We start from the raw sequence: 13478 nt of genomic DNA on the forward strand, positions 1-13478 counted from the left end.
CGAGGCGCGACGACGGACGGTTCGGCAGTCCCCCTGCCCGGCGACCGTACCGGCTCGTCTCCTCCTGACGCATCCTCCGTTCGGTGGACATGCGACGGTTCCGGCCCCGGCGGGTCCTTGTGCAGGTACGGTGCAGGTCACCTCGCGCCCTGTGGACGACCGGCTCGCGCCCACGCTCCTCCCGTACCCTGGCGGGCATGGCTCCTCCCCCCTCGCCGCGCGGGCGGCAGGTCACCGTCGTGCAGGCGCTCGCCCTCCTCCTGGCGTTCGTGCTGGCCGCCGGCGTCGGCGGTCTCCTCACCGCCGGGCTCGTGATGCCCACGGTCGCCGCCGCGAACACCGCGACCGACCTGAGCGTCCAGGCGTTCGAGGACCTGCCCGGCGAGCTGGAGCCGGGCCCGCTCTCGGAGAACTCGACGATGCTCGCGGCCGACGGGACCGTGCTCGCGACCTTCTTCGCCGAGAACCGCGTCGTGGTGTCGCTGGACCAGGTGTCCAAGCCGATGCAGGACGCCGTGGTCGCGACCGAGGACCGCCGGTTCTACCTGCACGGCGGCATCGACCCCGCCGGCATGATGCGCGCGCTGGTGCAGAACCAGCTCGGCAGCTCCCAGCAGGGCGCGTCGACGCTGACCCAGCAGTACATCAAGAACGTCCTCATCGAGGCCGCCACGCGCGAGGGCGACCTCGCCGCCGTCGAGGAGGCCCGCGAGGACCAGGGCCCCGAGGGCTACGCCCGCAAGCTCCGCGAGGCCAAGCTGGCCATCGCGCTCGAGAAGCGGATGACGAAGGACGAGATCCTCGAGAACTACCTCAACATCGCGCAGTTCGGCGTCGCCACGTACGGCGTGGAGTCCGCCGCGCAGCGCTACTTCAGCAAGTCCGCCGCCGAGGTCACCTACCTCGAGGCCGCCACCATCGCGGGCATCACCAACAGCCCGACGCTCTACGACCCGGTGAAGAACCCCGCGTCGTCCGAGAAGCGGCGCAACACGGTGCTCAACCGCATGCTGCGCGAGAACTACATCACGCAGGAGGAGTACGACCTCGGGGTCGCCACGCCGATCGCCGACACCCTGCACGTGAGCGAGCCGCGCAGCGGCTGCATGGCCGCCGGCGACGTCGTCGCCGGGTCCGGCTTCTTCTGCGACTACGTCACCCGCGTGATCGAGAACGACCCGGCCTTCGGCGCGACCGCCGAGGAGCGCCGCGACGTGCTGCTGCGCGGCGGTCTGACCATCCGCACGACCCTCGACCCGCGGCAGCAGTCGATCGCCGACGCCGAGGTCAAGGCCGGCGTCCCGGTCGACGACCCGCAGGGCATCGGCTCGGCGATCTCCGTGGTCGAGCCGGGCACCGGGCAGATCAAGGCCATGGCCGAGAACCGCAACTTCAACAACTCCGCCGACGCCACCGGCCGCGACACCTCGGTCAACTACAACACCTCGTACGACTACGGCGGCTCCACCGGCTTCGCCCCCGGGTCGACGTTCAAGCCGTTCACGCTGCTCGAGTGGCTCAAGCAGGGGCACAACCTGAGCGAGCGGGTCAACGGCAGCGTCCGGCCGCTGAACGAGAACCAGTTCACGTCGTGCGGGGCCAAGGGCATCAACAAGTCCTGGACCCCGGGCAACGCCGAGGGCGGGCGCGGCGTCATGTCGGTGGCCGACGCCACCAAGGGCTCCGTCAACCTGGCCTACCTGACGATGGCGATGCAGCTCGACCTGTGCAACGTCATGGAGGGCGCCGCCCAGCTCGGCGTCGTGAAGGCGGGCGGCAAGTCCGGCACCGGCGTGTTCGACGCCTACCCGGCGAACGTCCTCGGGTCGCAGTCCACCACGCCGCTGGCCCTCGCCGGGGCGTACGCGACCTTCGCCTCCGGCGGCACCTACTGCCAGCCGATCGCGATCACCAGCGTCCAGGACGCGTCCGGGGTCGAGCTGCCGATCCCGTCGGCGAACTGCACCCAGGCGATCAGCCCCGAGATCGCGAACGCGATGAACTTCGCGATGAGCAAGGTCTGGGAGGGCACGGGCCGCGACATCGGCCGGCCGTCGGGGTACACCGCCTCGGGCAAGACCGGCACGACCTCGGAGAACGAGTACACCTGGTTCGTCGGCTACACCCCGCGCCTCGCGACGGCGGTGTGGGTCGGCTACCCGGACAAGTTCACGCCGATGCAGGGCGTCCGCGTCAACGGCCGCTACATCCCCAACATGTACGGCGCCACGGTCGCGGGTCCGACGTGGAAGCGGTTCATGGACCAGGCGCTCGCGGACGGGCAGCCGAACCCGGAGTTCGGCGCCCCGTCCAACGACTCGGTGTTCGGCAAGCCCGTGGCTGTGCCGTCGGTCGTGGGCCAGGACGAGGCCACCGCCCGGCGGACGCTGGAGGGGGCCGGGTTCACGGTCACCGTGGGGACCCCGGTGAGCTCCGACACGGTCCCTGCGGGCGGCGTGGCGACCCAGGACCCCTCGGGCACCGCGACGGCCGGGTCGGTGATCACGATCGCGCTGTCGACGGGGCCGGCGGCGCAGCCGAACACCGGTGACCAGAACCCGGGCAACGGGAACTCCGGCGGGAACCAGGGCAACGGGAACGCCGGCGGGAACCCCGGCGGCGGCGGGCCGAACCCGTGAGCCACCCCGCCGCCCGGGCGCTCGGCGGGCTCGCGCTCGCCGGCGCGGGCGCCCTCGCCTGGGCGTCGCTCGTGGAGGTCCGCTGGTACGCCCTGCGCGAGGTCACCGTCCCGGTGCTGCCCGCCGGCCAGGACCCGCTGCGGATCCTGCACCTGTCCGACCTGCACCTGACGCCCGGGCAGCAGCGGAAGGTCGACTGGGTGCGCGATCTGGCCTCCCTGCGGCCCGACCTCGTCGTGGACACCGGCGACAACTGGGCACACCTCGACGCCATGCCCGCGCTGCTGCACGCCCTCGAGCCGCACCTCGGCACGCCCGGCGCGTTCGTGTGGGGGTCGAACGACTTCTTCGCCCCGTCGCCGAAGAACCCCGCCCGCTACCTGCTCCCGGACGCCCGCACCGCCCCGGAGCGGCCGCCCGTCGAGCTGCCGTGGCGCGAGCTCGGGCGGCGGCTGACCTCCGCCGGCTGGGTCGACCTGACCAACCGGCGCGGCGAGGTCAAGGCCGGCGGCCGGCGCGTGTCGCTGGTCGGCACCGACGACGCGCACCTGGACCGCGACCGGTTCCCCGCGGCGGGCGGCCCCGAGGACGTCCGGCCCGCCCGGGTCGTCGACGACGCGGGCGTCACCCGGGCGGACGGCGGCGACGTCGACCTGCACCTCGGCGTCACGCACGCGCCCTACCGCCGCGTGCTGGAGGCCATGCTCGCCGACGACGCCGACCTCGTGCTCGCGGGGCACACGCACGGCGGCCAGCTCGGCGTGCCGGGCTACGGCGCCCTCGTCACGAACTGCGACCTGGACCGCGGACGCGCCAAGGGTCTGCACGGCTGGCCGGGTCCCCGCCCGGACGCGCGCGGCGGCGCGGACTCCACGTGGCTGCACGTCAGCGGCGGGCTGGGCACGTCGCCGTACGCCCCGGTGCGGTTCGCGTGCCGGCCCGAGGCGACCCTGCTGACCCTCGTCCCGGCCTGACCGCGCGGGTCCGCCACCGGGCCGGGAGCGACGCTGCTCACACTCGCCGCCCGGCCGGCGGTCCCGGTTAACGACCACCCGCCCGCGTCGGCTATGCTGGGCGGGCTTCACCGGGGTGTGGCGCAGCTTGGTAGCGCGCCTCGTTCGGGACGAGGAGGTCGTGGGTTCGAATCCCGCCACCCCGACCGGTGATGTCGAGCAGGACATCGGCGAAGGCCCGGGCCCCACGGCCCGGGTCTTCGTGCATCCCGGCGCCTCAGCAGCCCGTGGGGACCTCGGGCCTCGGGGTGGTGGGGCGGCGGGAGTCCAGGGCCGCCGTCGCGATCCGGAACCGGTCGCGCCCCGCCTGCTTCGCCCGGTACATCGCGATGTCCGCCGCCGCGAGGGCACTGCCGGGCGGGGTGTCCGCCGTGACGAGGGCGATCCCGGCGGAGAAGGTCACGCCGGTCCCCTCCTCGGCCCACTCGGTGCGCAGGGCCCGCAGGATGTTCATCGCCTGCACGGTCTCGGTGCGGGACAGGATGAGCACGAACTCCTCGCCCCCGTACCGGGCGGCGTAGTCGCGGCGGCGCAGGTGCTGGTCGATCGCGTGGCCGAACTTCTCGAGCACGAGGTCGCCGAACGGGTGGCCGTGGGTGTCGTTGACGCGCTTGAAGTGGTCGAGGTCGCAGATCACGATGCAGTCGCCCGGGACGGCGCGGCCGAGCCGGTCGTCGAGGTCCCGGCGGTTGGCCAGCGACGTGAGGGCGTCCGTGCGGGCGTCGGTGCGCATCCGGCGGTACTGGTCCCGCTGGTAGGCGGTGGTGAGCGCGAGGATCTGCGCGGTGGCCCACCAGGTGACGCCGTAGATGACGAGGCGCACGGCGGTGCGGCCGTCGAGCACGGTGACGATCGAGGCGTACGCCGCCCAGGCGACCGGGACGACGGCCAGCGCGGCGCGCCCGGGGTGGAAGAGCCCGACGTACACGAAGCACAGCGGGATCAGGCCGACGAACGCGGCGGCGAGGTGGGTCGTCAGCCCGAGGACCGCGAGCCCGGCGAGCACGGTGACCGGGAACACCAACGTGGCCCAGGAGTGCGGGCGCCACCGCACCAGCAGGCTGAGCCCGACGGCGACGAGCATCGCCGCGGAGGTGCCGGCGAGGACCCGCAGCTCGTGGGCGGAGGCGCCGAGGAAGAGCGCGCCGATGACGACCACCGCGCCGGAGAAGAGCAGCAGCACCCGGCCGCCCGCCGCGGCGTGCCCGCCGACGCGGAACCGCGGGGGGACGTGCACCATGAGCCGGACGATCACGGGCTCCTCGGGCGGCACGTGGGCACGCTCGCGCGCGCGCCTGTCGTCCGGGGTGGTGGTCACACGCCTCTCATCGGCGGCGGACCGCCCGCCCTGCAGGAACCCGTTGAGACTTGCACGAAATCCGCCCGAATTCCTCAGGTTCGTCCGGATGGCGCCGCACCGGTCATCGCCAGCGGAACAGCCTCGCCGCCAGCGGGACCAGCACCACCGCCCAGCCGGCCATCACCAGCAGCTCCCGCACGGGCAGCGCGTCCCCGACCCAGCCGGCCAGCATCGCCTGCGAGCCGGCACCCAGCGGCGTCCACCCGGCGATCCGCTGCACCACCTCGGGCATGATCGGCAGCGGCAACCAGACGCCGGCGAAGAACAGCGAGACGAAGTACGTCGTCATCCCGATCCCGGTCGCGGCGCCCGCCGTGGGTGCGCGGGCGGCGATGAGCGACCCCACCCCGAACGTCGCCGCCGCGGTCAGCACGAACGCGAGCAGGACGACCCCCGGCCGCGTCGGGGCGCTGACGTCCACGACCAGCAGCCCGACCACGAGCGCCAGCACGGCCGCGACGAGCAGCGCGGCGACGCTCACGAGGATCTGCGCGATGAGCAGCCGGGACGGCGGCAGCGGCGTGGTGGACAGCCGCCGCAGCACGCCGGTGCCGCGGTAGGTGGCGATCGTGATCGGGTACATCGACAGCGCCACGGTGCCGACGGCGAGGGTGAGCACGATCGGCGTGTACCCGGTGATCCCGTTGATCTGCGACAGCAGCGGGTCGTCCTCGCTGTACGGGGCCGACCCCCAGGGCATCGCGAGCCCGAGCACCGCGAGCAGCACGGCGGGGAACAGCACGGCGAAGAACACGTTCGAGGGCTCGCGCAGGGCGAGCCGCCCCTCGACGGCGGTGACCCGGGCGAGCACCCGGGGGCTGGTCGCGGACATCTCAGGCCTCCACTCGGTCGTCGGTCGGGGCGGGGTCGGCGTCGCCCGGGCCACCGGCAGCGCCGGTCAGGCGGACGAACGCGTCCTCCAGGGTGCTGCGCCGCACGCGCAGGTCGTCGGGCCGGACGCCGGACGCGGCGAGCGCGACCATGACGTCCTGCACGACGTTGCCGGTCCCGCGCACGGTGACGGCGCCGCCCGGGTCGACGTCCACGGCGCCGACGGAGCCGAGCGACCGCAGCGCGGTCCCGTCGACCGGCGCCGACGGGTGGAACACGAGCGTCTGCTCCGCGCCGACCCGGGCCGCCACCTCGGCGGGCGTGCCCTCGGCGACCACCCGGCCCGCGTCCACGAGCACCACCCGGTCGCAGAGCCGCTCCGCCTCCTCCATGAAGTGCGTGACCAGCACGATGGTCACCCCGCGCCGGCGCACCCCCTCGACGACGTCCCAGGTGTCGCGGCGGGCCTGCGGGTCGAGGCCGGTCGTCAGCTCGTCGAGGATCGCGACCTCGGGGTTGCCGACCAGGGCGAGCGCGATGGACAGCCGCTGCTTCTGGCCGCCGGACAGCGCCCGGAACTGGGTGCCGGCCTTGTCCGCCAGCCCGAGGTCGCGGATCAGCGCGTCGGGGTCGGCGGGGTCGTCGTAGAAGCAGGCGTACTCGGCGACGGCCTCGCGCACGGTGATCCGGGCCGGGAGCTCGGACTCCTGGAGCTGCAGGCCCACGCGCTCGCGCAGGGCCGCCCGGTCCGCGGCGGTGCCGCCGGGGTCCAGGCCGAGCACGCGGACGGTGCCGCCGTCGCGCTCCCGCAGGCCGCCGATCATCTCGACGGTGGTGGTCTTGCCGGCGCCGTTGCGGCCGAGCACGCCGACGATCTCGCCGCGGCGGACCGTCAGGCTGACGTCGGCCACGGCCACGGTGGTGCCGTAGCGCTTGTGCAGGTGCTCCGCGTGGATCACCGGGTCGGTTCCGGGCATGGCGGGCTCTCCTCCTCGCGTCGTGCGGGTGGACCGGGGGTGCGTCGGGGTGCTGCCGCGGCGCCGCGGCGGGTCAGCCCCGGCGCGGCGGGACGGGCCGGCGGCCGGCGACCAGCCAGAAGGCGGCGGCGAGGGCCAGCGCCAGGACGACGGCGACGGCGACCAGCAGGGCGAGCGGGGTGCCGCCGCTGGGCGCGTCGCCGAACAGGTGGGAGAACGGCACCCAGTCGTACGCGTTGTCCACGAGGATCGTGACGAGCAGGATCGGGCCGACGGTCAGCGGGAGGGTGAGCGTCCCCCACCAGCCGCCCTTCGCGGCGTAGACCGTGCCGACCAGCAGGCCGCTGAGGTACGCGACGAGGAACGTGGCGAGGTACGCCACCAGGACGGTCGGCAGCCCCTCGGCCGGGGCGAACCAGCCCTCGGCGAGCTCCCAGCGCCAGCCCATCGCGCGGTACCAGGTCCGTTCGGCGAGCAGCCCGAGGGTCATCGTCCCGGCGAACCCGACGGCCAGGGCGGTCACCGCCAGGAGCGAGCCGCGCACGTACGCCCGGCGCGTCATGCCGTTGGCGACGTGCACGGCCGGGTAGGACACCGCGACGCCGATCAGCACGGAGAACGGGAACCAGACGCCGCTCTGCCGGGCGAACCAGAGGATCGAGAACCGGACGTCGCCGGCGGCGTCGACGACGAACGGCACGACCACCGCGACGGCGACCACGATCACCAGGTAGATGCCGACGATCGGCGCGAACCACCGCAGCAGCGACGAGGCCGTGCGGACCACCGGGCCCCGCCGCCGCGCCGGGCGGGCGGGCCACAGGGGCGTGCTGCGCAGCGCGGTGCCGCTCATGAGGTCCTCCCCAGCTCGCGGGCCGCGTCGGCGGCACCGTCCTCGGTCAGGTGCACGAACAGGTCCTGCAGCGGCACGGGGCCGATCTCGAGGCCGGCGGTCCGGGCGTCGGTCGCCTCGGCGTCGGTCAGCGTCGCGAGCACCGTCGCCTGCGCCGTGCCGCCGAGCTGCTGCCGGCCGAGCACCGTGCGCCCGACGACGAACCGCTCGACCTCGCGCACCGGCCCGGTCACGGAGACCCCGCGCGCGGTGAGCGCGTCCGCCTCCTGCGCGAGCAGCACCCGGCCGTGGTCCAGCACGACGACGTGCTCGAGCAGCCGCTCGACCTCGCCGATCAGGTGGCTGGACAGCACCACGGTGCGCGGGTGCTCGACGTAGTCCTCGAGCAGGGCGTCGTAGAACGCGTACCGGGACGGGGCGTCCAGGCCGAGGTGCACCTCGTCGAGGATCGTCAGGTCGGCCCGGGTCGCGACGGCGATCGCGATGCCGAACGCGGACCGCTGGCCGCGGGAGAGCTTCACCGGCTTGGTGCGCGGGTCGAGCTCGAACCGGTCGAGCAGCCGCTCGGCGACGTCGCGGGAGAAGGCGGGCCGGCAGTCGTCGACGAACCGCAGGTTGGTGCGGAGCGTCTCGGAGTCCAGCACGTCGCCGGACTCGCGCACCAGCAGCACCCGGGGCAGCAGGTCCTCGTTCTCCCACGGGTCCTCGCCGCCGACCAGCAGCGTGCCGGCGCTCGGGCGGCGGAACGCGGCGGCCACCGAGGCGAGCGTGGTCTTGCCGGAGCCGTTGCGGCCCAGCAGGCCGGTGATCGACCCGGCGGGGACGGTCACGTCCACGGCGTCGAGGGCGACCGTGCGGCCGTAGCGGACGGTGAGGCCGCGGGCCTCGAACCCGAGGGGGGTCACGCCGCACCGCCGTCGGCGCGCTCCCGGAGCCGGGCGAGCACGTCCTCGATCGGGATGCCGAGCGCGCGGGCGCGGTCGGCGACCGGGTCGACGACCTCCGCGAAGAACGACTCGCGACCCTCCGCGCGCAACCGGTCCGGGGCGCCGGGGGCCACGAACATCCCGACGCCGCGGCGCTTGTAGAGGATGCCGTCGTCCACGAGCTGCGCGAACGCCTTGGCCGCCGTGGCGGGGTTGATGCGGAAGGTGGTGGCGTACTGCGTCGTGCTCATCACCTGCTCCTCGGGCTGGAGGTCGCCGCGCAGGACGTCCTGGCGGATCTGGTCGGCGATCTGCACGTAGATGGGGTCGCGGCCGTCGAACACGGGCGACCTCCTCTCGCGCGCGCCGGGTCCCTGGGTTCGTTACTCCACTAATGAACCACAGAGCACCGGCCCCGCACAACCCCGGGCAGAGCGAAGGCCCGGACCCCTCGGGGCCCGGGCCATCGCGGGGTGGGTCAGGCCAGGCGGGCGGCCAGGAGCTCCGCGACCTGGACCGCGTTGAGGGCGGCGCCCTTGCGCAGGTTGTCGTTCGAGATGAACAGCGCCAGACCGCGGCCGTCGGGGGCGCCCGGGTCCTGCCGGATCCGGCCGACCAGCGACGGGTCCGCGCCCGCGGCGGACTGCGGGGTCGGCACGTCCGCGAGCTGCACGCCGGGGGCGTCCGCGAGCAGCTCGTACGCGCGCTGCGGGGTGATCGGGCGGTCGAACTCCGCGTTCACCGAGAGCGAGTGGCCCGTGTACACCGGGACGCGCACGCACGTGCCGGACACCAGCAGGTCCGGGATGCCGAGGATCTTGCGGGACTCGTTGCGGAGCTTCTGCTCCTCGTCGGTCTCGAGCAGCCCGTCGTCCACGACCGAGCCGGCCAGCGGGATGACGTTGAACGCGATCGGCGCGACGTACTTCGCCGGCGCCGGGAAGGTCACCGCGGAGCCGTCGTGCACCAGCGCGAGCGTGTCCTGCTCGACGGCGCGGCGCACCTGGTCGTCCAGCTCGCGGGCGCCCGCCAGGCCGCTGCCGGACACCGCCTGGTAGGTGGACACGATCAGCCGGCGCAGCCCGGCCTCCTCGTGCAGCACCCGGAGCACCGGCATCGCGGCCATCGTGGTGCAGTTCGGGTTCGCGACGATGCCCTTGCGGATGTCGTCGAGCGCGCCGGGGTTCACCTCGGAGACGACCAGCGGCACGTCGGGGTCCATCCGCCAGGCCGACGAGTTGTCGACGACCGTGGCGCCCGCCGCGGCGAACCGCGGGGCCTGCGCCTTCGACGTCGCGCCGCCCGCCGAGAACAGGGCGATGTCCAGGCCGGTCGGGTCGGCGGTCTCGGCGTCCTCGACCACGATCTCCCGGCCGCGCCACGGCAGCGTCGAGCCCGCCGAGCGCGCGGACGCGAAGTACCGGATCTCCGCGACCGGGAAGTCCCGCTCGTCCAGCAGCCGGCGCATGACCGCCCCGACCTGGCCGGTCGCCCCGACGACGCCGACCCGCAGGCCCGCGCCGGTGCGTTCGCTCGCGCTCATCGTCCCGTCCCTCCGTACACCACGGCCTGCTCGTCGGCGCTGTCCAGCTCGAACGCCGTGTGCACGGCGCGCACGGCCTCGTCGAGCTGGTCGGCGCGCGTCACGACCGAGATGCGGATCTCCGAGGTGGAGATCATCTCGATGTTGATCCCGGCGTCGGACAGCGCGGCGAACAGCTTCGCGGACACGCCCGGGTGCGACTTCATGCCGGCGCCGATCAGCGAGAGCTTGCCGATCGTGTCGTCGTACTGCAGCGACGTGAAGCCGATGTCCGGCTGGTGCTCGGTGAGCGCGGCGGTCGCGGCGGCGCCGTCCGACGCGGGCAGCGTGAACGAGATGTCCGTGCGGCCGGTCGAGGCCACCGACACGTTCTGCACGATCATGTCGAGGTTCACGCCGGCCCCTGCGACGACCTCGAAGATGCGCGCGGCCTTGCCGGGCACGTCCGGGACGTCGACGATCGTGATCTTCGCCTCGCTGCGGTCGTGCGCGACGCCGGCGATGATCGGCTGCTCCATCGGTGCTCCTTCTTCGTCCGGGGCGTCCGTCACCAGGGTGCCCGTGTGCGTGGAGAACGACGACCGCACGTGCACGGGGACCCCGTAGCGCCGGGCGTACTCGACGCAGCGCAGCATCAGCACCTTCGCGCCGCTGGCCGCCATCTCGAGCATCTCGTCGTAGCTGATCCGGTCGATCTTGCGGGCCGACGGCACGATGCGGGGGTCGGCCGTGAACACGCCGTCGACGTCGGTGTAGATCTCGCAGACGTCCGCCTCCAGGGCGGCCGCGAGCGCGACGGCCGTGGTGTCGGAGCCACCGCGGCCCAGGGTCGTCACGTCGTTGGTGTGCTGCGTGACGCCCTGGAACCCGGCGACGATCGCGACCGCACCGGAGTCGACCGCGGCCTGGATCCGGCCGGGGGTCACGTCGATGATCCGCGCCCTGCCGTGCACCTCGTCGGTGATGACGCCGGCCTGCTGGCCCGTGAACGACTGCGCCTCGACGCCCAGGCTGGAGATCGCCATCGCGAGCAGGGACATCGAGATCCGCTCGCCGGCGGTCAGCAGGATGTCCATCTCGCGCGACGGCGGCAGCGGGGTCATCTGCTGCGCGAGGTCGATGAGCTCGTCCGTCGTGTCGCCCATGGCCGACACGACGACCACGACCTCGTCGCCCGCGCGCTTGGCCTCCGCGATCCGCTTCGCGACGCGCTTGATGCTGTCGGCGTCGGCGACCGACGATCCGCCGTACTTCTGCACGATGAGAGCCACGAGTGGGGACTTTCCGGGTACCGGGGGCCGACCGCGGGGGCGGGCGGCAGGGACGGGGCGAAGTCTAGGCCGACGGCGGGACGCGCCCGGGGCCCGCCCGCATCGCGGGACCACCCGCCCCGGACTACAGCAGCGAGGCCCCGAGCCGCACGATCAGCACGCTCACGACCACGAGGAACACCACCCGGACGAACCCGCTCCCCCGGGCCACGGCCGTGCGCGCGCCGAGGTAGGACCCGAGGACGTTCGCGGCGCCGACCACCAGCCCGAGCCGCCACAGCGGGGCGCCCTGCGCGGTGAACACGATCAGCGCGCCGAGGTTGGTGGCGGCGTTGACGATCTTGGCCTGGGCGGACGCCTCGAGGAACGCGTAGCCGAGGACGCCGACCAGCGCGATCACGAGGAACGAGCCGGTGCCGGGGCCGAGGAGGCCGTCGTAGAACCCGATGCCCGCCCCGAGCCCGAGCGCGACGAGCAGGTGGGTGCGCCCCCGCCAGCGCAGGGCGGTCGCGCGGCCCACCTGCGGGCGCGCCACGGTGTACACGGCCACGGCCACCAGGGCGACGAGGATGACCGGCACGAACACCTCCTCCGGCAGCGAGGACGCCAGGGCCGCACCGCCCCCGGCGCCCACGAGGGCCGCGAGCGCCATGGGGCCGGCCGTGGCCATCCCGGGTTGCACCCGCCGGTAGTAGGTCGCCGCGCTGACCGAGGTGCCGAGGATGCCGGCGAGCTTGTTCGTGGCGAGCGCCTGGACCGGGCTGATGCCGGGGACCAGCAGCAGCGCCGGGAGCTGCACCAGGCCGCCCCCGCCGACCACCGCATCCACCCAGCCCGCGACGAAGCCCGCGAGGACGAGCAGGACGACCGTGCCGACCGTGAGCTCGAGCCCGGAGACCGTCACGGGGCGCCGTGCGCCGCGACGATCGCCGCGCCGGCCCGCCGGAGCAGGTCGCCGACCTCCCGGCCGGTCTCCGTGCCGCCGACGTACCCGGCGACCATGGCGCCGTCGCGGAGCATGACGAGCTCCTCGGCCGCGTGCTGCGGCTCCGGCACCCCGAGGTCCGCGAGCAGGGCGGCCGCCGAGGCGACCAGCCAGCGCCGGTGCTCGGCGACGACCGCGCGCACCGGGTGGGCCGGGTCCGCGTACTCGGCGGCGGCGTTGATGAACGGGCAGCCGCGGAACCCCGGGGCGCACGCGGCGCCGCCGAGCACGTCCGCGTACTCGCGCAGCACGGCGGCGGGCTCGGTCGGGTGCGCGGCGCGGGCGGCGTCCAGCGCCGAGCGCTCGGCGTCGGCCAGGGCCGTGAGGTAGGCGACGACCAGCGCGTCCTTGGTCGGGAAGTGCCGGTAGAAGGTCACCTTCGAGACGCCGGCCTCGGCGATCACCCGGTCGGCGCTCACGGCGCGGATGCCGTCGGCGGCGAACCGGCGGGCGGCGGCGGTGAGGATGCGGTCGGCGACCGGGCCGCGCGCGGGGGCGGCGGGGGCGCCGGGAGCCGCGGGTGCGGCGGGGGCGGTCGGCACGACGGGCTCCTCCCGGGCTCGGCGGCGGGGTCTCGGTCCGCCAGTCTGGCACGGCGCCCGGCGGCGTGGTTCACTGTAGACGTACTAGTTCGTCTACCTAGGGAGCCTCGCATGAGCGCCGTCTACACCGCCACCGCCACCTCGACCGGCGAGGGCCGCGCCGGGGGCCGCGTCGCCACCGATGACGGCGCGCTCGACCTGACCCTCGCCGTCCCGCCGGCCATGGGCGGCCCCGGCGGCGGTACCAACCCGGAGCAGCTGTTCGCAGCCGGGTGGGCCGCGTGCTTCCACTCCGCGCTCAAGGGCGTGGCGGCCGCGGCGAAGACGCCGATCCGGGACTCCGCGGTGGTCGCGGACATCGGGATCCTGCCGAACGGCCTGGGCGGGTACACGCTCGAGGCGGCCCTGCACGTCGAGATCGGCGGCGTGGACCAGGCGACGGCGGAGAAGCTGGTCGAGCAGGCGCACCAGGTGTGCCCGTACTCGAACGCCACCCGCGGCAACATCGAGGTCTCCCTGGAGACGACGGTCGCCTGAC

Annotated in this window: 13 protein-coding genes and 1 tRNA gene; 4 read left to right on the forward strand and 10 right to left on the reverse strand. The window is 74.3% G+C overall.

Features of this window, described 5'->3' with window-relative positions; translation table 11 throughout:
* Positions 1-197: 197 nt before the first annotated feature.
* The 3 genes from HNR08_RS06900 to HNR08_RS06910 all read left to right on the forward strand — a co-directional run bounded on the left by HNR08_RS06900 (position 198) and on the right by HNR08_RS06910 (position 3798).
* Positions 198-2639: a transglycosylase domain-containing protein gene (locus tag HNR08_RS06900; protein ID WP_146837297.1), complete on the forward strand. Its 2442-nt coding sequence runs from the start codon at positions 198-200 to the stop codon at positions 2637-2639.
* Complete coding sequence (locus tag HNR08_RS06905) at positions 2636-3613, forward strand: metallophosphoesterase (protein WP_146837300.1); 978 nt, start codon at positions 2636-2638, stop codon at positions 3611-3613. Before HNR08_RS06900 ends, HNR08_RS06905 begins: the two co-directional genes overlap by 4 nt.
* Positions 3614-3724: 111 nt before the next feature.
* Positions 3725-3798: transfer RNA gene (locus HNR08_RS06910), tRNA-Pro, on the forward strand.
* Positions 3799-3869: 71 nt separating this feature from the next.
* On the opposite strand, the gene HNR08_RS22625 is transcribed toward HNR08_RS06910, so the two are convergent.
* The 10 genes from HNR08_RS22625 to HNR08_RS06960 form a co-directional block, all read right to left on the reverse strand.
* Entirely contained in the window at positions 3870-4970 is a 1101-nt protein-coding gene (locus HNR08_RS22625) for a GGDEF domain-containing protein (protein WP_146837303.1), read from the reverse strand.
* A 103-nt stretch (positions 4971-5073) separates the two neighbouring features.
* Positions 5074-5844, reverse strand: coding sequence for an ABC transporter permease (locus HNR08_RS06920; RefSeq protein ID WP_146837306.1), 771 nt, complete (start codon positions 5842-5844; stop codon positions 5074-5076).
* A gap of 1 nt (position 5845) precedes the next feature.
* Positions 5846-6820 (reverse strand): ABC transporter ATP-binding protein, encoded by a 975-nt coding sequence (locus HNR08_RS06925; RefSeq protein WP_146837309.1) that lies wholly within the window; start codon positions 6818-6820, stop codon positions 5846-5848.
* A gap of 73 nt (positions 6821-6893) precedes the next feature.
* Positions 6894-7673 (reverse strand): hypothetical protein, encoded by a 780-nt coding sequence (locus tag HNR08_RS06930; protein WP_146837312.1) that lies wholly within the window; start codon positions 7671-7673, stop codon positions 6894-6896.
* Complete coding sequence (locus tag HNR08_RS06935; protein ID WP_146837314.1) at positions 7670-8578, reverse strand: ABC transporter ATP-binding protein; 909 nt, start codon at positions 8576-8578, stop codon at positions 7670-7672. Before HNR08_RS06935 ends, HNR08_RS06930 begins: the two co-directional genes overlap by 4 nt.
* Positions 8575-8943, reverse strand: coding sequence for a GntR family transcriptional regulator (locus HNR08_RS06940; RefSeq protein ID WP_146837317.1), 369 nt, complete (start codon positions 8941-8943; stop codon positions 8575-8577). Before HNR08_RS06940 ends, HNR08_RS06935 begins: the two co-directional genes overlap by 4 nt.
* Positions 8944-9077: 134 nt before the next feature.
* The gene (locus HNR08_RS06945) at positions 9078-10142 is read right to left on the reverse strand and encodes an aspartate-semialdehyde dehydrogenase (RefSeq protein WP_146837320.1); all 1065 of its coding nucleotides are present in this window, start codon (positions 10140-10142) and stop codon (positions 9078-9080) included.
* Positions 10139-11413 (reverse strand): aspartate kinase, encoded by a 1275-nt coding sequence (locus HNR08_RS06950; RefSeq protein WP_146837323.1) that lies wholly within the window; start codon positions 11411-11413, stop codon positions 10139-10141. Before HNR08_RS06950 ends, HNR08_RS06945 begins: the two co-directional genes overlap by 4 nt.
* 124 nt (positions 11414-11537) lie before the next feature.
* Positions 11538-12317, reverse strand: coding sequence for a TSUP family transporter (locus HNR08_RS06955; protein WP_146837326.1), 780 nt, complete (start codon positions 12315-12317; stop codon positions 11538-11540).
* Positions 12314-12940, reverse strand: coding sequence for a TetR/AcrR family transcriptional regulator (locus HNR08_RS06960; protein ID WP_146837329.1), 627 nt, complete (start codon positions 12938-12940; stop codon positions 12314-12316). The genes HNR08_RS06955 and HNR08_RS06960 overlap by 4 nt, the downstream gene beginning before the upstream one ends.
* A gap of 111 nt (positions 12941-13051) precedes the next feature.
* On the opposite strand from HNR08_RS06960, the gene HNR08_RS06965 reads away from it, so the two are divergent.
* A complete protein-coding gene (locus HNR08_RS06965; RefSeq protein WP_146837331.1) occupies positions 13052-13477 on the forward strand; it encodes an organic hydroperoxide resistance protein in 426 nt (141 codons plus the stop codon).
* Position 13478: the final 1 nt, after the last annotated feature.

This window comes from Cellulomonas hominis (genome assembly GCF_014201095.1).
Classification (GTDB): Bacteria; Actinomycetota; Actinomycetes; order Actinomycetales; family Cellulomonadaceae; genus Cellulomonas; species Cellulomonas hominis.

Excerpts from the sequence above, each read along its gene's own strand:
- HNR08_RS06925 (WP_146837309.1), bottom strand. The coding sequence starts at position 6,820 with ATGCCCGGAACCGACCCGGTGATCCACGCGGAGCACCTGCACAAGCGC.
- HNR08_RS06945 (WP_146837320.1), bottom strand. The coding sequence starts at position 10,142 with ATGAGCGCGAGCGAACGCACCGGCGCGGGCCTGCGGGTCGGCGTCGTC.
- HNR08_RS06920 (WP_146837306.1), bottom strand. The coding sequence starts at position 5,844 with ATGTCCGCGACCAGCCCCCGGGTGCTCGCCCGGGTCACCGCCGTCGAG.
- HNR08_RS06930 (WP_146837312.1), bottom strand. The coding sequence starts at position 7,673 with ATGAGCGGCACCGCGCTGCGCAGCACGCCCCTGTGGCCCGCCCGCCCG.
- HNR08_RS06965 (WP_146837331.1), top strand. The coding sequence starts at position 13,052 with ATGAGCGCCGTCTACACCGCCACCGCCACCTCGACCGGCGAGGGCCGC.
- HNR08_RS06900 (WP_146837297.1), top strand. The coding sequence starts at position 198 with ATGGCTCCTCCCCCCTCGCCGCGCGGGCGGCAGGTCACCGTCGTGCAG.